Genomic DNA, 19,141 nt, shown 5'->3' with positions numbered 1-19,141 from the left:
TTATGAAACGCTTTTTCAAGAACCCTGCTATTGCCTTCAGCCTGAGCATGCTCCTGCTGATTGCCGCGCCGTCAGGTGCTGCGCCACTGATCCTTGAACCGGGAGACCTGCTCAGCCGTGAGCAGGCCGCCGACATGCGCGCAGCCGCATTCCGGGAGCTGGACAAGGGAAACAAGGGCTATATCGTGCCGAAGGATCTCGCATCGGGTGACACGCAAGCGGCCGAGTCTCAAAAAGCCTGGTTTCTGCGTATGGATATCAATGGTGATGGCCGCGTTACCCGGGAAGAGATGGAAGCCGCCATGGCCCCGATGTTCGACGCACTGGATGACGACGGTGACGGCTATATCGAGATTGATGAATGGATAGGCAAAGGCCCTTACGAGGACGAATAACCGCAGAGGTTGCTCTGGCGTGCCAGCCTGGCCGCAGCCCCTGATACCTGCGGTTAGGTCGGCATGATCCTGTACGGGTGCGCGAAAGCGCACCCTTTTTTTGCTAAAGCCGGCACACTTTTCTGCTGGCGCGCCCTGTCCGCGAAAGCTATATTCGGACACCAAACAAGAACATATCACTCGGGGGCTTCACGATGAATAATCCATACCAGACACCGACCGCACCTGTCGGTATGACAAACGATGTGCCTTATACACCGCGCTTTCTCAGTCTCTCCGGCAGAATCGGCCGGCTGCGTTATCTCGCTTACTGTTTCGCGATTGCGCTGCTCGGTTATGCGGTGATGATGCTGGGCACCCTGTTGTCTCTGACACTGTTTGGGGAAGATGCGGGGATGGTCATCACGATCACGCTGGCCGTCGTATTGTATATCGCGCTTATCGTCTACACATTTGGCTATATGGTGCGCCGACTGCATGATCTGAACCACTCTGGCTGGTTCTGTCTGCTAACGCTGGTGCCCATCGTCAACCTGATTCTGGTTCTTTACCTGCTCTTCGCCCGCGGCCAGCCGGCAAGCAACCGCTTCGGCCCACGGCCTGCGGCAAATACAACGGGGGTCGTCATTCTTGCGGTAATGATGCCGGTTCTGTTGACCGCCATCATTGGCATTCTCGCGGCGATTGCCATCCCGCAGTATGCCGAATACGTGGAACGTGCCCAGGCGATGCAGAGCGCCCCCTGACAGGACTTGAAAAACGCAAGCAGATGGCGCCGATACCGGCGCCATCTGTGTTCAGACAAGCGCCGTCGGCGCCACAATAATGCCGTTGTTGTCCGCATAAACGAACTGGCCCGGCTCGAAGGTGACGCCGCCGATGCTGACGGGAATATTCAGTTGCCCTTCGCCGCGCCGCACGCTCTTGATGGGGACGCAGCCCAGGGTCATGATGCCGATATCCAGTGATGCCAGCGCATCCACATCCCGGCAAGCGCCGGCGATAATGACGCCCTCCCAACCGTTTTCCACTGCTTTTTCAGCAATCAGATCGCCGATCAATGCATTGCGCAGTGAGCCGCCACCATCAACCACCAGTACTTTGCCTTTGCCCGGCGTAGCCAGGTGTTCCTTGACGCGGCTGTTGTCCTCGAAGCACTTCACTGTCTGGATTTCGCCGCTGAAGCGGCTACGTCCGCCGAAGCTGCGCCATTGCAGGCCGGTTACCACGGCAACATGTTCTGCATGGTCGTCGCACAGATCGCAGGTTACAAAACTCACTGTTCACTCCTGGAAGGTTGAAAATCAGGCCGCTGAAACGGCGTTGCCGGACTGCAACGACAGCATGGCGTCATAGCGCAGCCGTCGGCACCCGGGCGCCGGAGATTTGGCGGCGGCCAGCATGGCCGCCGCAACGGTGTCCGCTTCAATGGGTAACCAGTCCGCCCGGCTGAAGGCGGCCAGCGGTCGCAGGGCGCGAGCGGACCAGGCGCCCAGGGTTTCACCCAGACGAAATTCCTGGCGATCCCCGAGCAGCAGCGAAGGCTGAAAAATACTGAGCATGGGGAAATCCAGCGCCTGGATCGCCGCCTCCATCTCGCCCTTGATGCGGGAATAGAAAACGCGGGCGCGGGGATTGGCATTGACTGCCGAGACGATCAGAAAATGTTCAGCCCCCTGCCGTCTTCCCAGTCGCGCGGCTTCAACACAATAGTCGAAGTCAACGCGCTTGAAGGCGTCCCGGGAACCGGCCTTGCGCAATGTTGTGCCCAGGCAGCAGAACACCTGATCCACCGAAAACAGATCGGCATGCTGTGCCATATCATCCAGTGAGCAGCATTGCTGATGCAGCGCCGGGTGATCGAGTGGCGCGCCATCCGGCCCGGTCAGGGTCCGACGCGTTAACACGGTAACCCGCTCCCAGGCCGGATCAGCGAGCAGCCGTTGCAATAATGCCTGCCCGACCAGCCCGGTGCCGCCGAGCACAAGTGCATGATAACCGGCCATCGTATCTTCCCCCCTTACTGGTCGATATAAACTGACGTTGTTGCCTCCGGCGTCAGCCAGTGCCGGAGGATGGTTTCAAGGCGTTCCAGCTGCACCGGCTTGGCCAGAAAGTCATCCATACCGGCAGCCAGACAGCGGGCCTGGACACCTTCCATCGTGTTCGCCGTAATCGCCACAATCGGCACGCGCCCCGCATCTGTCGACGGGTATTCGCCTTTCGTTGCGTCATCCGCCGCCACGTCGGCCTGCTGCGCCCGCTCATACTGGCGAATGCGGCGAGCCACTTCAAAACCATCCATCTCGGGCATCATGCAATCCAGCAGAATCAGGTCAAACTGTTCCTGCTCAAGCAAGGCGAGTGCGGTCTCACCGCTACTGACACTTTTCAGTTGATAGCCCAGCTTGGCGAGCATGCCGCGAATGACGATCTGGTTGACATCATTGTCTTCCACCAGCAGCAAACGATAATCCCGGCGGCGCGCCAGATCCTCGGCAGTTTCGGTGTAATCACTGTCTTCCGGCGTCACATCATCAACGCCGTAAAGGCCGGCCATCAGCGTGCGCAGACCGTAACGGTGAACCGGTTTGGTCAGCACCGGCAGATTATGTTTGTGCACCAGTTTTTGCACCCTGGCATGGCTGCGCTCGTCCACAGCAGCCAGCAGCACCACGTTTACGCCGCGCAGCGCCGGGTCATCCAGCACCGTGGCGCACAGATTCAATGCGCTGTCGCGACGCTCACGGGTGTCTACCAGCAACAGGTCATATTCACTGCCGTCGCGATGGCCGGCACGCAGATGCTGCAGCGCATGATCATAGTCATCCGCTTCCTCGCACTCTGCTTCCAGCACTTCCAGTTCTTCCACCAGTGCAGCAAACGTGCCCGGCGCCGCGCCCGCCACCAGACAGCGCTTGTTGCGCAGCGCGCGACGCAGCTCGCTGCGATCGCTGAGATCAAGCTGTGTGGGCAGGCGCAGGGTAAACCAGAAAGTGCTGCCCTCCCCCGGCGCACTGTCGACACCGATCTGACCCGCCATGGCCTCCACCAGCCCCTTGCAGACGAGCAGCCCGAAGCCGGTATGGCGGTTCGCAAACGGGTCAGCATCCGGGCCCAGAAATTCATCCTCGAACAGACGCCGGGCCGACAAGGGCTCCATGCCGACGCCGTGATCCACGACGCGCACCTGCAGGATGCCGTCACGATCATGGTCGCCCAGGTGCTCCACTTCGATACGGATTTCGCCGCGATCAGAGAATTTGATGGCATTACTGAGCAGATTGTTCAGGACTTGCAGGAAGCGTTCACGGTCACCACGCACGCGCCGCGGCAAATGACGGCTCATGACACAGGTCAACTCCAGTCCTTTGCTCTGGGCAATATTGCCGAACGCATCCAGCGACTGCTCGATCGCCCCACGCACGTCGAAATACTCATGGTTAAGCACAATACGGCCGGTCAGCACGCGGCTGTAATCGAGCACGTCATCAATCAACGACAACAACAGCCGCCCGGACTGGGACGCCACCTGGTGGTATTCCTTCTGTTCGCGGGACAGCTCGGTTTCTTCAATCAGCGACAGCATGCCGAGCATGCTGTTCATGGGCGTGCGCAGCTCGTGGGCCAGACGATATACCAGGCTCAGTTGCATATCGCGGGAGCGGCGCGACGGGTCGTCCGCCTCGAGCTGGGCCTGCATCGGGCGACGCTCCCGGGCCAGTGCGTGCCAGAAGGTGTGGTAGAGGCTGGCAAAAAGACGGTGCAGGTAGACGGCGTACACGGTGAGCAGCAGCGCCAGAATCAGGGCTTCCGCACCACCCACCAGCAACAGGGCGACAATGCCCGGCGCCAGCATCAGACCAATATAGCTCTGCCGGGCGGGCAGCGCCGCCATCCAGGCACCGGACAAGGCCGTTGTGACGCCGATGTTGTAGATGGCCACCGCGAAGAAGTTGAAGCTGATACCGTAATTCAGCGTCACGACGGCCAGCAACGCCCCCCAGATGCAGGCGTGGGCCAACAGGCCGATACCGAACAGCCAGCGCCAGCGCGCGGGCCCGGCGGCATACAGGGATTCGAAACGGGCAACAATCAACAGACGGTAGGCGGTGACCAGCAGAATCAGCAGGCCGAAGCCGATCACCAGACCTTCGTGGTCAAAATACAGTCGGCCCCAGAAGCCGATCAGGACGAACACCGCCAGTGCGGCCAGCAATCCCATGACGGAATTCCAGGCGGCCCCGTGGTCGATCCGCCGCAAAACCTTGCGGTCTTTGTTCACCGGTGCTGCAGAACGGGTCATTCAGCGCCATCTCCTTGCGATGACGCGCTAAGGTAACACCGGCTTCCGGCGCTCGCCAGCCCCTTGTACACGGCGCTCATCGGGGTGCTGCGAGCCGCCGTCCCGGCCCTCTTTCCGCCATCAATCCGCACTTTACGTTAACGTCAACTTGGGGTAGCGTTCGCCCATGACAAAAAAGACCCACAGCATCGGCGAACTGGCCCGCGAACTGGACATCACCACGCGCACTATCCGCTTCTATGAGGATATGGGCCTGCTGAGCCCGGAGCGCCGCGGCCAGACGCGGATCTATACCCCCGCAGACCGGGTCAGGCTCAAATTGATCCTGCGCGGCAAGCGGCTTGGTTTCTCGCTGGCAGAAAGCCGCGAGCTGATCGAGCTGTATAACCCCGACGCCGACAACAACCAGACCCAGCTGAAAGCCCTGCTGGGCAAGATTGCCGAAAAACGGGCGCAACTGCTGCGCCAGCTGCATGACATTGAAGTCATGCAGATCGAACTCGATGAAGCGGAACGCCGTTGCCAGGACGCCATGCGCACCGCAGACCCCAGCACCCTCTCCGGAGAATCCGCATGAGCGCTACTATGAGCCACTACCCTACCCTGAACTTCAATTTCGACGAGACCATCAATGCCCTGCGCGACAGCGTGCGCCATTTCGCCGAGAAGGAAATTGCGCCCATCGCTGCCCAGATCGATCGCGACAACGCCTTCCCCGCGCAGCTGTGGAAGAAGATGGGCGACCTCGGCATTCTCGGCATGACCGTCAGCGAAGAATACGGTGGCGCGGGCATGTCCTATCTGGCCCATACCATCGCCATGGAAGAGATTTCCCGGGCGTCTGCCTCGGTGGGGTTGTCCTACGGCGCCCACTCCAATCTCTGTGTAAACCAGATTTTCCTCAATGGCACCGACGCGCAGCGGGCGAAGTACCTGCCCGGCCTGGTGTCCGGCGAACAGGTCGGCGCCCTGGCCATGAGCGAACCAGGCGCGGGCTCGGATGTGGTCAGCATGAAATTGCGGGCCGAGCGCCAGGGGGACCATTTCATTCTTAATGGCAACAAGATGTGGATCACCAACGGCCCGGATGCCAGCACCTATGTCATCTATGCCAAGACCGACATCAATGCCGGCCCGCGTGGCATCACCGCCTTTATCGTCGAGCGGGATTACCCCGGTTTTTCCCGCGCGCAAAAACTGGACAAGCTCGGCATGCGGGGCTCCAACACCTGCGAGCTGGTATTCGAAGACTGCCCCGTACCGGCAGAGAATATCCTCGGCAAGGAAGGCGACGGCGCCCGCGTGCTGATGAGCGGCCTGGATTACGAGCGCGCTGTGCTGTCCGGGGGCGCTGTCGGCCTGATGCAGGCCGCGCTGGATGTGGTGGTGCCCTATGTGCACGAGCGCAAGCAGTTTGGCCAGGCCATCGGTGAGTTCCAGTTGATGCAGGGCAAGCTGGCTGACATGTATGTCACGCTCAACGCCAGCCGCGCTTATCTTTACGCTGTCTGCCAGGCCTGTGACCGGGGTGAAACCAGCCGCAAGGACGCTGCCGGTGCCATTCTGTTCTGTGCCGAAAACGCCACCAGACTGGCGCTGGATGCCATTCAGTGCCTGGGCGGCAACGGTTATATCAATGACTACCCCACCGGCCGCCTGCTGCGCGACGCCAAGCTGTACGAGATCGGCGCCGGCACCAGTGAAATCCGCCGCATGCTGATCGGCCGTGAACTGTTCAAGGAAACCGCCTGATGCCACGTATCGTCTCGACAATCAGCACAGGCAGCGCCGATTTCTCCCGCAACCGGGACCACAATCTGGCACTGCGTGATGATCTCCGCGACAAGCTGGCCAGCATCGCGCACGGCGGCGGCGAAGCCGCCGAGCAACGTTTGCGCGAGCGCGGCAAGCTGCCGGTGCGCGAACGCATCGCCCGCTTGCTCGATCCCGGCTCGCCGTTTCTCGAGCTCTCGCCATTGGCAGCCATGGATGTCTATGGCGAAGACGTCCCTGCAGCGGGCTGTGTCGGCGGCATTGGCCGGGTGCACGGTGTCGAATGCATGATCGTCGCCAACGATCCCACCGTCAAAGGGGGCAGCTATTATCCCCTGACGGTAAAAAAACACTTGCGCGCTCAAGCGGTGGCTGCGGAAAACCGGCTGCCGTGCATCTATCTGGTGGATTCCGGCGGCGCCAACCTGCCGCGCCAGGATGAGGTGTTTCCTGATCGCGAACACTTCGGTCGCATCTTTTTCAATCAGGCCAACATGTCGGCCCAGGGCATTCCGCAGATTGCGGTGGTGTTGGGCAGCTGCACGGCCGGCGGGGCTTATGTGCCGGCCATGGCCGATGAAACCATCATGGTCCGCGGCCAGGGCACCATCTTTCTGGCCGGCCCGCCGCTGGTCAAGGCCGCCACCGGCGAGGAAGTCAGCGCGGAAGATCTGGGCGGCGCGGCACTGCATTGCGAACAGTCCGGTGTTGCCGATCACCTTGCCGAAGATGAGCCCCATGCCCTCTCGCTGGCGCGTCAGGTGATTGCACGCATCAACTGGAAAAAACCCGAGCAGATGGCCATGGCCGCGCCGCAACCGCCGGCGTTCGATCCGCAGGAGCTGTACGGGATTATTCCGGACAATCTGCGCCAGCCGATGCCGGCCCGGGAAATCATTGCGCGCATGGTGGACAGCTCCGAGTTCGATGAATTCAAGGCGCGTTACGGCACCACCCTGGTCACCGGCTTCGCCCGCATCCACGGCTTTCCGGTGGGCATTCTGGCCAACGACGGCATCCTGTTTTCCGAATCGGCCTTGAAAGGCGCCCACTTTATCGAGCTGTGCAACCAGCGCGGTATCCCGCTGGTATTCCTGCAGAACATCACCGGCTTCATGGTGGGCCGCAAGTACGAAGCCGAGGGCATCGCCAAGCACGGCGCCAAGATGGTCAACGCGGTGGCCTGCGCCAGCGTGCCCAAATTTACTGTTGTCATCGGCGGCAGCTACGGCGCTGGCAACTACGGTATGTGCGGCCGCGCCTACGATCCGCGCTTCATGTTCATGTGGCCGAACGCCCGCATCAGCGTCATGGGCGGCGAGCAGGCGGCCAGCGTGCTGACACAAGTGCGCGCTGCCTCAATGAAAAAGAAAGGCACGCCCTGGCCGGCGAATGAAGCACAACAGTTTCAGGATGACATGGTGGCCCGTTACGACACCATGGCGCACCCCTACTACGCCAGCGCGCGCCTGTGGGATGACGGCATTATCGATCCTGCCGACACGCGGGATGTGCTCGGCCTCGCCATTTCCGCCAGCCTGAATGCGCCCATCGGGGAAACCCGGTACGGCGTGTTCCGCATGTAAGGAGCGCCGCATGTCTGACACAGCAGTGGCACTGAACATAGACGGGCCGGTAGCACGTATCACGTTAAACCGCCCGGCCAAGCACAATGCCTTTGACGACCAGGTCATCGCGGATCTGACGGCGGCCTTTGCCCAGGCGGGTGACAGTGCGGCCCGCGTCATCGTGCTGGCTGCCAGCGGCCGCAATTTCAGTGCCGGGGCTGACCTGGGTTGGATGCGCCGCATGGCGGATATGAACTGGGAAGACAACCGTGCCGATGCGCTGCGGCTTGCCGCACTGATGCGCGCCATTGATCAAGCCGGCAAACCCGTCATCGCGCGGGTGCAGGGCGCTGCGTTCGGCGGCGCACTGGGGCTGATCTGTGCCGCCGATATTGCCGTCGCCAGCGACAGCAGCCGCTTCTGCCTCAGCGAAGCCCGGCTGGGTATTCTGCCTGCCGTCATTGGCCCTTATGTGGTTCGTGCCATGGGCGCGCGGCAGGCACAGCGCTACATGATGACCACGGAAGTCATGGACGCCCCAAGGGCCATGGCATTGGGTGTCGTTCATGAAGTCGTGCCCGAGGCGGCGCTGGACACCACCGTCGCGCAACTGGTCAACGCGTTGTTGCAAGGCGCGCCACAGGCGCAGCTTGGCGTGCGCGAACTGGTCGCCCGCACTGCTCAATCACCGCTGGACAACACACTGACGGACTGGACCGCTGAACTGATCGCCGGGTTACGTACCGCCGATGAGGGCCGCGAAGGTCTGGACGCTTTTCTGAATAAACGCGCGCCCGCCTGGCAGGCGGACCGCTACGGAGAAACATCATGATTCAGCGATTGCTGATCGCCAACCGGGGCGAAATTGCCTGCCGCATCATGCGCACCTGCACCCGCCTGGGCATTGAAACAGTCGCGCTCTACTCTGATGCTGATGCGGATCTGCCCCACGTGCGTATGGCCGACCACAGCGTGCATATCGGGCCCGCACCGGCGCGGGAAAGCTATCTGGATATCGGCAAGGTCATTGCCGCAGCGCGCACCAGTGGTGCCGATGCCATTCATCCCGGCTACGGGTTTCTCTCCGAGAATCCTGCCTTTGCCGATGCCTGTGCGGCAGCGGGTATTATTTTTGTCGGGCCGGAAGCCGATACCATTCGCCTGATGGGCGACAAAGCCGCCGCGCGCCAGCACATGACACGCCACGGCGTGCCGGTGCTGCCCGGTTTCGACGAAGAAGGCGCCGATGACGCCGCGCTGATCCAGGCCGCAGACCAGGTCGGCTATCCGTTGCTGATCAAGGCGGTGGCCGGTGGCGGCGGCAAGGGCATGCGTATCGTCAATGATACCTCCGAATTCGAGGGCGCATTGCAGGCGGCACGCCGTGAGGCCCGCAATGCGTTCGGCGATGATCGCGTGCTGCTGGAACGCTACCTGCCCCGCGCCCGGCATGTGGAAGTGCAGGTATTTGCCGACACCCACGGCAATGCGGTGCATCTTTTCGAACGTGATTGTTCGGTGCAGCGCCGCCACCAGAAAATCATCGAGGAAGCCCCGGCCCCCGGCGTTGATGATGCCTTGCGCACGCGGCTCGGCGACGCCGCTGTTCGCGCTGCGCAGTCGATCAGCTATCGGGGGGCCGGCACCGTGGAATTCCTGCTGGCACCGGACGGCGAATTCTTCTTCATGGAAATGAATACCCGGCTGCAGGTAGAGCACCCGGTCACTGAACTGATCACCGGCGAAGATCTGGTCGCCTGGCAGCTTGCTGTCGCGGCGGGTAACCCGCTGCCCAAGACCCAGAGTGCGCTCAGCATCCACGGCCATGCCATGGAAGTGCGGCTCTACGCCGAGGACCCGGCCAATCAATTCATGCCCTCCTCCGGCCTGCTCAGCGTCTGTCACTGGCCGCAACTGCCGGGGCTGCGTATCGATACCGGTTTTGTCGAAGGCAACCGGGTCAGCGACCATTACGACCCGATGCTCGCCAAGGTCATTACCCATGGCAGCGATCGCGAACAAGCGCGCCGGCAATTGCAGCGCAGCCTGTCTGCCGTGCATCTGGGTGGCATCGATCACAACATCGGTTTTCTGGTCACGGTACTGAATCATCCCGGCTTTATCGCGGCCGATCTGTCTACCCGATTCCTCGAAGAGCACCCGGAAGTCCTGGGCGCAGCACAGCAGCCCGACACCCACACCCTGCTCTGCGCGGCGGCGTTGCTCTGGCGTGATGCGCTGGCCGCCGCAGCGGACGGCGATCCCTGGGCCCGGCTCAACGGCTGGCGTGGTCTGCTGCCCGAACGATTCCATGCCCGCCTGGCACTGGAAGACACGGTGGCCAGCATCATGCTGGAAGCTGCTGCCGCCACACCGGGCAACAGCGGTGCCTGGCAAGCACGGGTCGATGACACCCTGCTGGACCTGTCGTGGCACGGCACGCCGGCCAGCGATGGTTTCTGCCGGGGGCGATTGCACTATAACGACGACACCCATGAATTCAGCGCTCGCATCGTCGATCGCCAGCTGCATCTTTTTGCGGCCGGACACAGCTGGTGCCTGGCGCTGGACCCGGCATTCATTCCCGGCGCAGCGCAAAGCCGGGGCGCGGCCTTTACGGCGCCCATGAGCGGCACGCTGGTGGCAGTGCATGTGGACGCCGGAGCGCATGTGGCCGAAGGCGATCCCGTGGTCACCCTTGAAGCCATGAAAATGGAACACACATTGCGCGCACCCGCTGCTGGCGTGGTCCGCGAGTTGCCCTATGGGCCCGGCGATACCGTCAGCGACGGGACGCTGCTGGTGGTGTTTGAAGCCGACGACGAAGACAAAGAAGACGGAGCACTGTAATGGATGATCTGCTCTGGCAGCCCCCGGCCAATGCCCGTGAGACCACGCAACTGGGCCGTTTCTGGCAACAGGCCGAAGCCCTCAGCGGCGAGCGCTTTGCCGATTACGAAGCGTTGCATCAGTGGTCGCTGATCGCCCCTGATGCGTTCTGGGGTCTGGTGATGGATTTCTGTGAGGTGCGCACTCACGGCAAGCGCACACCGCTGCTGAGCGACGCCGACGCCATGCGTGAGCAGCGCTGGTATCCCGGCCTGACGCTGAACTATGCGCAGAATCTGCTGCGCAGAGATGACGACGCCATCGCCATCACCGCCCTCACCGAAGACGGCCAACGCAGCACGCTGACGTTCAGGGCACTGCGCGAGGCCGCGGGCAACGTGGCGGCCCGCCTGCAAGAGGCTGGCATTCAACCCGGGGATCGCGTTGCTGGCTGGCTGCCTAACCGCAGCGAAGCCGTAATCGCCGCGCTGGGCTGCGCCTGGGTTGGCGCCATCTGGTCATCCTGTTCCCCGGATTTTGGCGTCAGTGGCGTCACCGATCGTTTCGGTCAGATAGCACCACGCATTCTGCTGGTGACGGACGGCTATTTTTATAATGGCAAATGGCAGGATCTCACCGACAAGGTCGCTGCGGTGCGTAAAGCGCTGGCGCCCGGGCAGGTAATTCAGATTCCCGGCGCTGACGCCGCCCGCACTGCCCCACTGCCCGATACGTTATCCTGGGCTGACTGGCTTTCCGGGGCGCCCGCTGCGCCGGATTTTGTGCCGCTGCCTTTTGATCATCCCCTGTATGTCCTGTATTCCTCCGGCACCACCGGCAAACCGAAATGCATCGTGCATGGCGCCGGCGGCACCTTGCTGCAACATGCCAAGGAACACACCCTGCACGCTGATCTGAACGCGGATGACCGGCTGTTCTTTTTCACCACCTGCGGCTGGATGATGTGGAACTGGCTGATTGCCGGGCTGCAGACCGGTGCCGGCATCGTACTCTACGACGGCAACCCGGCCTGGCCCGATGCCCACCGTCTGTTTGCACTCTGTGAGCAGGAAGGCATTACCCATTTCGGCACCAGCGCCAAATTTATTCAGGCTGTGGAAAAGGCCGGCGTCAAACCCGGCAGTGACCATGATCTGTCATCCCTGAAAGTATTGATGTCCACCGGTTCGCCACTGCTCCATGAGAGCTTTGATTTCATCTACCGGGATATCAAGGCTGATGTGCTGCTCAGCTCGATCTCCGGCGGCACCGATATCATTTCCTGTTTTGCGCTGGGCAATCCGCTACTGCCGGTGTATCGCGGTGAGTTGCAATGTATCGGGCTGGGCATGGATGTGGCGGTCTTCAATGATCAGGGGCAACCGGTGGAGGGCGAGAAAGGCGAGCTGGTCTGCCGCCGCCCCTTCCCCTGCATGCCGGTGGCATTCTGGGATGACGCCGACGGCAGCCGCTACCGCAAGGCCTACTTTGATCGTTTCGAGAATATCTGGGCGCACGGCGACTATGCCGAAATCCGGCGCCACCGTGGGCATCGGGGGCTGGTCATCCATGGCCGTTCCGATGCCGTACTCAATCCCGGCGGTGTACGCATCGGCACGGCGGAAATCTATCGTCAGGTGGAAACCCTCGACGCCATTCGCGAAAGCATTGTCATCGGCCAGGACTGGCAGGGAGATGTGCGCGTGGTGCTGTTCGTGGTGTTACAACCGGGTCATACGCTGGACGAGACACTGCAGGCCACCATTCGCAAGGCGATTCGCGAGGGCGCCAGCCCGCGCCATGTGCCCGCCGTGATTCTGGCAGTGCCGGAAATTCCCCGCACGGTCAGCGGCAAGATCGTGGAACTGGCCGTGCGCGAAGTGGTGCACGGCCGCCCGGTGACCAACCAGAGCGCCCTGGCCAACCCGGACGCCCTGGCGCATTTTCGCAACCACCCGATGCTCTCGGACCAGGGGGCCTGATCCGAGAGACTGATCCGAGAGCATTGTCAGGACAGGAACAGCTCCCTGCTGCGCTGATTGATACCCTGGGCCACTTGCTTGGCCAGCGCCTGCACCGTCCAGTGCGGCGCTGACGGCATCGGTTCGGGGATCAGGCTGGCGTCAGCGATAAACAGGCCCTTGACGTCGTAGACCTCGCCGCGCGCATTGGCGACCGCCTGATAACGATCCACCCCCATCCGACAGGTGCCGTGGGCACTGAAGGAATTGATGCGCAGGGAGTAGAGCCCGCGCACGCCATAGCTGATCTCATCCAGTGCCGGGTCAAGGTCAAACACGCTGGTCGCGGAGATCTGCTGGAAGCTGGGGATGAACACCTCTTCTGCCCCGGCAGCAAAGAACACGCGCGCGGCCAGCGCGGCGCCATGCTTGAGTTTTTCGAACTCGCTGCGGCTGGGATTCCAGCTGATCACCTTGCGGCCATCCTCCAACCCGCCTTTCCAGGTCACTTCACCACGCCCTTCATCAATGGCGAAGGCATTCAGGCCGGCCAGGTGCTTGTAGCTTTTCATGAAACGAATGTGATCGGCACCAGCCCCCTGATTACCCTGAATCATCAACTGTTCAGGCTCGGCCAGTGCGGAGAAAAACATGTAGCCTTCGTTCTCCACAAAGTGATCGATCTCCACCCCCACCAGCGCGCCGCGGAAGCCGTGCAACTCTTCCTTGAAGCGCGCGAGCACCTGCACAAAAGGCTGCACCGCCATGTTCTTGCCCACCTGACCACTGGGGTCGGGAATCTGGCTGCGCTGCAACAGCAACGGCGTCTGTATTGCTCCCCCTGCGGCAACCACAACATCGGCTTCCACGCGCAGATCGGCAATCTTGCGGCCGGTATCCGGGTCCCTGACCACGGCTTCCACCCCGTAGGCGCGGCCGTTGCTGATCAGCACCCGCGTCACCTCGGTGTCCGCCATCAGTCGCGCCCCGTGGGCGACCGCCCAAGGCAGATGGGTGACCAGTGACGACATCTTGCGGTCCGACGGGCAGCCCGCCAGGCAGTGCCCGGTCAGGGCGCACTGGCGCACATTGCGACTGACCGGCTTCCAGCTGAAGCCCATGCGCTCACAACCCTGAATCACCTTGTGGGCAGTGGTATTGATTTCATGCGCCTCGTTGAGGTGCAGGTACTGCTCCTTGCCCACTTCATCCAGCAATGGCTTGAAGCGCGCTGGCGCCAGGTTGCTCAGGCCAAGCTCGGTTTCCCAGCGCCGCAACAGGCTGTCCGGCGGCATCTGCATCACACAGGCACCGATCACCGTAGAACCACCGACACAGGCGCCCTCGGCAAACAGCACATCGGCGGTGGTATTGAACTGCGTCGCCTGATCCCGGTAGACCTCGGTCATGGTGTCGCCCAGGTGCTCGGTGAACAGCGAACTGGGATGGTAACGGCCGGCCTCCAGCACCAGTACCTGGCGCCCGGCCTTGGCCAGTTCGTAGGCAGTCATGGCACCACCGGCGCCAGAGCCAACGATCACCACCTCCGTTTTCAGCGTAAATTGCTGGCCGATACTTTCATCCCGCGCCATGTCACGGGCGGTGGTCACCGGCAGCCCGTCACGGGGCATATTGATTGCTCGCATGTCTGTCCCCTCAGGCGGTCGGCTGGGTAGCGGAAGAACCATTTGGCAGCGGCGCGTTGCCAAGCCGACGCACCCCCCAGATACCGGTCACAGGGCCGTGATAATCCAGCCCCGGCCAGGTACGGCTGTCACGCCAGTAATTCACGCAGACCACCGTGTGCAGGGTCGTGATCAGGCCGCGCTCGAAGAAGGTACCGGCCTGCATTGCCTGCACATAGCGCAAGGCCTCTTCATCATCCAGGCGCGAGAAACGGCTGAAGCGGAAGCTGGCCATGGGCCGACGTTCGAAGGCCCACAATGCCATGGCCAGCAGATCGCGGGTCTGGCCAGACATATCGCCCGCCATATCATTGATGTTGGCGACCGTCGGCACTTCATGAAGACTGGAGGGCAGGTTGAACTGCTCGGTAGGCAACAGGATTTCTGTGAGGCGCGTGAGTACGCGCGCTTCCTCTGCCGTGAGATGGGGGTAAACGGCCTCGCCGTCCAGGGCGCGACGGCCCGTCAGCGTGGCACAGCCGCTGCTGATCACCATACCCGTGAGAATGCTGGCACGCAGGAAACTGCGGCGGGACAGAAGAGAACCAAGACCGGCAACACTTGCCTCGGCCACGGGCGCACCGCTGCGCCGCGACGCGCGGAGGTTATTATTATTCATGGTGCTGTCTCCACAGCGAGGCCTGATGGCCCTGTTTTTATGCGTTGTTATTATGAACGTTATTTTATGTAACCGGAGACAGTCTATACAAAGCACGGGCCGGGCAAAAGAGGCAGCCCGGCCCGGCGCTTGTGCAGTTCAGCCAATACGGTCCGCCACATAGTTGGCCAGCGCGTACACCGTGACCTGCGGGTTCACGATCAGCGACGTCGGCAGCAGGCTGGCATCCGCCACCCACACCCCCTCGACCCCGCGCAGCCGCCCTTCCGGGTCCGTGGCGCTGTTGGCCGGGTCGGTGCCCATGCGGCAGCTGCCCTGGGGATGGTAGGACACCATCCGCAGATGCTGAGGCTTGTTGCTGAGGCGGTCGATGACCGCATCGATCTGGTCTACCGAGGTCACGGAAAGCCGTTCGCTGGTGGGCAGCAGGACCTCTTCTGCCCCGGCAGCCAGATGCAGGCGCACCGCTGCTTTCAGGGACGCCAGCATGGACGGGAAATCCTTGTCACTCAGTTTATAGACGATTTCCTTGTGGTCGCCCTGCCAGCGAATCTCACCCACATTGTGGTCGTGGATGAGGGTCACGATGCCGGCCATATGCGCCGCTTTCTCCATGTACTCGACAAACGGCTTGCCGGTACCCGGCTCCGAGATCATGCACAGCTCGGCGATGCCAAGACCGCCCACCTCAAGGATGAAGCCGCCGTTGTCCGGGTGCATGAACTCGTCGACATAGACCCCCAGCATGGCGCCACGCCAGGGATGCACTGGCTCCGGGTAGCGGGCGCCGACGTACATGGACGGGTGACAGGCAAAGTTACGGCCCACCTGGTCATTGCCCAGACCGCTGCGCTGCAGGATCACCGGTGTCTGCACTGCCCCGGCGGCCATGATCACACGCTCGGCCTTCACGCTGACATCCGCCACATGCTTGCCGTGACGGTCTATCACCCTGCCCTCAACGCCTGTGGCACGACCCTGCTCGGCGGTGACCCGGTCCACCCGGGTATCGCTGTGGATGCGCGCACCGTGCGCCGCCGCCCAGGGCAGATACGTCACCAGCATGGACTGCTTGCGCTCAGTCTTGCAGCCGGACAGGCAGTGGCCGGTCAGCGCACATTCCCGGATATTGCGTTTGAACGGCTTCATCGACCAGCCCAGCGCTTCCGCGCCACGCTGCATGATGCGGCTGTGCCTGGCGATCTCGTGAGGCCCGTTCTCGGTGATGGACAGGTTACGCTCCACCCGCTCGAAGTACGGCGCCATGGACGCGGACGTAAAATCTGTCAGGCCAAAATCCCGATGCCATTCCTCGAAGATGAAATCCGGCGTGCGGAACGACACACAGCCATTCACCACCGTGGACCCCCCCACACAACGGCCCTGGAGCACCAGCAGATCACCGTCGGTGTTAGCCTGGCCGCCGTGATCCTCATACAGTGTCTCGAGGCTTTCGCTGAAATCTTCGGTAAATTCATTGGAGGGGACGTACGGCCCCGCTTCCAGTACCAGCACATCCAGCCCCTTGCGTGCCAGCTCATAGGCGGTCACCGCACCACCGGCACCGGAGCCGATAATCACCACGTCAGCGGTCAACTCGAGCCGATCGACCGTCACGTCGCTGGCCTGTACCACTGGCAGGCCCTGATTGATCTGCTGCACTGTCGCGGCACTGCCCGTGTCTTCTCTCATCTGGACTGGCGTGCTCATGCGTCTGCCTCCTCAGGCAAGGGGGCGTTACCCAGGTAGGCAATGCCCCAACGATCCGATACGGGACCATCAAACTCCACCGGCGGCCAGGTCTTCGGGTCGCGCCAGTAGCTCACATAGACGAACTGCTTGATCACGGTGTTCATGGTGCGCTGGATCACGCTGCCCCGGGACCAGCGATCGAAATACGCCACGGCATCGGCATCGTCCAGGTCGACAAAGCGACGCCCGTGCCAGCCGGAGACCACAGCAGCGTTATCAAACAACATCAGCCCGCTGGCGACGTCCTTGCGAATGTGCGCGGGCAAGGTGCCGATCATGGCATCGATGTTCGCCAGCACCGGCACCTCTGCCACGGGGGTCAGCGCGCTGCCGGCAAGCGGCAACAGCACATCAATGGCACGCCGGAACAGATGGTATTCAGATTGGCTCAGGTGCCGTATGCCTTCTGGCACCGGCTGCTGATCCACCGGTGAGCGACGCAGCACGGCGAAGGTGCCACCGGCGGCGACGGCCAGGCCGGCACTGCCCAGCAAGACACCTTTCATGAAACGGCGCCGGGTCACGGCCGCCAACGGCGCAGTCACCTGGCGTGCCGCTGCCTGGTCTGATTGATCTCGGGAGGGTTCTTTTGCGGTGGGCATGGCTCGCCTCACTCCTGCTTGTGACGCATCGGTCATGGAGCCATGACCTTAACCAAGCTGCTGAAACGAAACAAGATGTTTACCCGCACAAAATGGCTTGACCGCAGGGTGCAGGGTGCAGGGTGCAGAGGAAAGGAGGAAAGGGGGAAGCCCCTCCTGAGCAGGAGGGGCAGGTGCCGGATTAACGGCGGGTTACATCCAGGGTCTTGGTCAGTGCTGCCACGGCGGAGCCGATGTCGCTCAGTTCGGCGGGCAGGATCATGGTGTTGTTGGTCTGCGCCAGCTTGCCGAATTCGCGCACATACTGCTCCGCAACGCGCAGGGAAACCGCTTCCTTGCCGCCGCTGCTCTGGATCGCCGCACCAACGCGCTCCAGACCACGGGCTGTCGCGTCTGCAATCAGCTCGATTTCCCGTGCCTTACCTTCCGCCTCGTTGATCTGCTTCAGCTTCTCGGCTTCAGAGTGGTTGATGGTCTCCTGCTTCTGACCTTCAGACACGTTGATCTTGGCCTGACGCTCACCCTCAGACTGGGCAACGACTGCACGACGCTCACGCTCCGCGCGCATCTGCTTTTCCAGTGCATCAAGGATAGTGGCGGGCAGCTCGATATCGGCAATCTCATAGCGCATGACCTTCACGCCCCAGGGCTTTGCCGCTTCGTCCAGCGCTTCGACCACCTGGGAATTGATGGTTTCCCGCTCTTCAAAGGTCTTGTCCAGCTCGATTTTACCGACCACCGAACGCAGAGTGGTTTGCGCCAGCTGCATGGCCGCAAAACGGTAGTCCGAAATGCCATAGCTGGCCTGCTTCGGATCGATCACTTGCAGGTAGATAACGCCGTTGACGACCACCTGGATGTTGTCCTTGGTGACACAGGACTGGCGCTCTACATCAATCGCTTCTTCTTTCAGGGTATGACGGTATGCCACTTTGTCCACGAACGGGATCAGCAGATGGAAGCCGGCATCCAGGGTGGAGGCATACTTGCCCAGGCGCTCAATCACAAACGCGGAACGCTGGGGAACGATACGGGCAGTCTTGACCACTGCCACAACAACAAACGCAACAAACAAAAGCGCCAGAATGGTCGCTATTTCCATGTTCAATCTCCAGATTATGCAACGAAAGAAAAACGGGTTCAGCCAGGCAGATTGCTGGCCACAATGAGCAGGATGCCACGATTGCCGACAACCCAGGCAGACTGCCCTGCCCTCAATGGCTCCGTGGATTCCGCATCCCACTTGGCACCATTGAGCTGGACGTGTCCGGCGCCCTGCTGAAAATCAGTGATTACCATGACCCGGGCACCGATGTGTGTGGCGGCCATCTCATCATCGCCACCACCCGAGACATTGCCTTTCAGCCAGCGCTTGAAGTGTTTGCGCGACCCAAACAGGGCAGCCAGGCTGATCAGACTGAACAGCAGGAGCTGGGCTGGCGCACCATCGATCACACCCAGCAGCGTCAGCAGGCCTACTGCGATAGCGCCGATGCCGAAAAAGATGGCGATCAGCCCGGTAAAAAAGAACTCGGAGATGATCAGCAGAAAGCCGAATATCATCCAGAATGCGTAACTTGTCAGCATGATGCGTCGTCCCTGTTCTGTGTGAAAGCGTTGTACCATAAAGTGATGACGCGACACAGCATCC

The 19,141-nt window shown here is 61.7% G+C and carries 17 protein-coding genes; 8 read left to right on the top strand and 9 right to left on the bottom strand.

Features of this window, described 5'->3' with window-relative positions:
• Positions 1 to 2: 2 nt before the first annotated feature.
• Complete coding sequence (locus tag K8B33_RS01510) at positions 3 to 395, top strand: EF-hand domain-containing protein (protein ID WP_223422519.1); 393 nt, start codon at positions 3 to 5, stop codon at positions 393 to 395.
• A gap of 194 nt (positions 396 to 589) precedes the next feature.
• Positions 590 to 1,141, top strand: a complete 552-nt coding sequence (locus K8B33_RS01505; RefSeq protein ID WP_223422516.1) for a DUF805 domain-containing protein — start codon at positions 590 to 592, stop codon at positions 1,139 to 1,141.
• 51 nt (positions 1,142 to 1,192) lie between these two features.
• On the opposite strand, the gene rraA is transcribed toward K8B33_RS01505, so the two are convergent.
• From rraA to K8B33_RS01490, 3 genes are read right to left on the bottom strand one after another with little or no spacing between them, the layout of a single operon-like run.
• A complete protein-coding gene (rraA, locus tag K8B33_RS01500) occupies positions 1,193 to 1,675 on the bottom strand; it encodes a ribonuclease E activity regulator RraA (RefSeq protein ID WP_223422514.1) in 483 nt (160 codons plus the stop codon).
• Between the two features lie 24 nt (positions 1,676 to 1,699).
• The gene (locus K8B33_RS01495; protein ID WP_223422511.1) at positions 1,700 to 2,401 is read right to left on the bottom strand and encodes an NAD-dependent epimerase/dehydratase family protein; all 702 of its coding nucleotides are present in this window, start codon (positions 2,399 to 2,401) and stop codon (positions 1,700 to 1,702) included.
• Between the two features lie 14 nt (positions 2,402 to 2,415).
• Entirely contained in the window at positions 2,416 to 4,701 is a 2,286-nt protein-coding gene (locus tag K8B33_RS01490) for a hybrid sensor histidine kinase/response regulator (RefSeq protein ID WP_223422509.1), read from the bottom strand.
• A gap of 166 nt (positions 4,702 to 4,867) precedes the next feature.
• Here K8B33_RS01490 and K8B33_RS01485 point away from each other — a divergent pair, with 166 nt between their 5' ends.
• The 6 genes from K8B33_RS01485 to K8B33_RS01460 are packed head-to-tail and all read left to right on the top strand — an operon-like array spanning position 4,868 to position 12,853.
• Positions 4,868 to 5,278 carry a MerR family transcriptional regulator gene (locus K8B33_RS01485; RefSeq protein ID WP_223422507.1) on the top strand — a complete coding sequence of 137 codons (411 nt, stop codon included), beginning with the start codon at positions 4,868 to 4,870 and terminating at the stop codon, positions 5,276 to 5,278.
• An 8-nt stretch (positions 5,279 to 5,286) separates the two neighbouring features.
• Positions 5,287 to 6,453 carry an isovaleryl-CoA dehydrogenase gene (locus K8B33_RS01480; RefSeq protein ID WP_223424465.1) on the top strand — a complete coding sequence of 389 codons (1,167 nt, stop codon included), beginning with the start codon at positions 5,287 to 5,289 and terminating at the stop codon, positions 6,451 to 6,453.
• On the top strand, positions 6,453 to 8,060 hold the full coding sequence (locus K8B33_RS01475; protein WP_223422504.1) for a carboxyl transferase domain-containing protein: 1,608 nt from the start codon (positions 6,453 to 6,455) through the stop codon (positions 8,058 to 8,060). Before K8B33_RS01480 ends, K8B33_RS01475 begins: the two co-directional genes overlap by 1 nt.
• Before the next feature lie 10 nt (positions 8,061 to 8,070).
• A complete protein-coding gene (locus K8B33_RS01470) occupies positions 8,071 to 8,874 on the top strand; it encodes an enoyl-CoA hydratase-related protein (protein ID WP_223422502.1) in 804 nt (267 codons plus the stop codon).
• On the top strand, positions 8,871 to 10,892 hold the full coding sequence (locus tag K8B33_RS01465) for an acetyl/propionyl/methylcrotonyl-CoA carboxylase subunit alpha (protein ID WP_223422500.1): 2,022 nt from the start codon (positions 8,871 to 8,873) through the stop codon (positions 10,890 to 10,892). Before K8B33_RS01470 ends, K8B33_RS01465 begins: the two co-directional genes overlap by 4 nt.
• Positions 10,892 to 12,853, top strand: coding sequence for an acetoacetate--CoA ligase (locus K8B33_RS01460; RefSeq protein WP_223422498.1), 1,962 nt, complete (start codon positions 10,892 to 10,894; stop codon positions 12,851 to 12,853). The genes K8B33_RS01465 and K8B33_RS01460 overlap by 1 nt, the downstream gene beginning before the upstream one ends.
• Positions 12,854 to 12,879: 26 nt before the next feature.
• Here the strand turns inward: K8B33_RS01460 and K8B33_RS01455 are convergent, their stop codons facing one another.
• The 6 genes from K8B33_RS01455 to K8B33_RS01430 form a co-directional block, all read right to left on the bottom strand.
• Positions 12,880 to 14,478 (bottom strand): GMC family oxidoreductase, encoded by a 1,599-nt coding sequence (locus K8B33_RS01455; RefSeq protein WP_223422497.1) that lies wholly within the window; start codon positions 14,476 to 14,478, stop codon positions 12,880 to 12,882.
• A gap of 10 nt (positions 14,479 to 14,488) precedes the next feature.
• The gene (locus K8B33_RS01450) at positions 14,489 to 15,136 is read right to left on the bottom strand and encodes a gluconate 2-dehydrogenase subunit 3 family protein (RefSeq protein WP_223422496.1); all 648 of its coding nucleotides are present in this window, start codon (positions 15,134 to 15,136) and stop codon (positions 14,489 to 14,491) included.
• Positions 15,137 to 15,274: 138 nt separating this feature from the next.
• The gene (locus K8B33_RS01445; protein WP_223422495.1) at positions 15,275 to 16,846 is read right to left on the bottom strand and encodes a GMC family oxidoreductase; all 1,572 of its coding nucleotides are present in this window, start codon (positions 16,844 to 16,846) and stop codon (positions 15,275 to 15,277) included.
• Positions 16,843 to 17,490 (bottom strand): twin-arginine translocation signal domain-containing protein, encoded by a 648-nt coding sequence (locus K8B33_RS01440; protein WP_223422494.1) that lies wholly within the window; start codon positions 17,488 to 17,490, stop codon positions 16,843 to 16,845. The genes K8B33_RS01445 and K8B33_RS01440 overlap by 4 nt, the downstream gene beginning before the upstream one ends.
• A 181-nt stretch (positions 17,491 to 17,671) precedes the next feature.
• Complete coding sequence (locus K8B33_RS01435) at positions 17,672 to 18,592, bottom strand: SPFH domain-containing protein (RefSeq protein WP_223422493.1); 921 nt, start codon at positions 18,590 to 18,592, stop codon at positions 17,672 to 17,674.
• 38 nt (positions 18,593 to 18,630) lie between these two features.
• On the bottom strand, positions 18,631 to 19,077 hold the full coding sequence (locus K8B33_RS01430) for an NfeD family protein (protein WP_223422492.1): 447 nt from the start codon (positions 19,075 to 19,077) through the stop codon (positions 18,631 to 18,633).
• Between the last annotated feature and the right edge of the window lie 64 nt (positions 19,078 to 19,141).

This window comes from Alcanivorax limicola (genome assembly GCF_019931215.1).
GTDB classification, from domain to species: Bacteria; Pseudomonadota; Gammaproteobacteria; order Pseudomonadales; family Alcanivoracaceae; genus Isoalcanivorax; species Isoalcanivorax limicola.
This window is presented reverse-complemented; position numbering and strand designations above follow the sequence as displayed.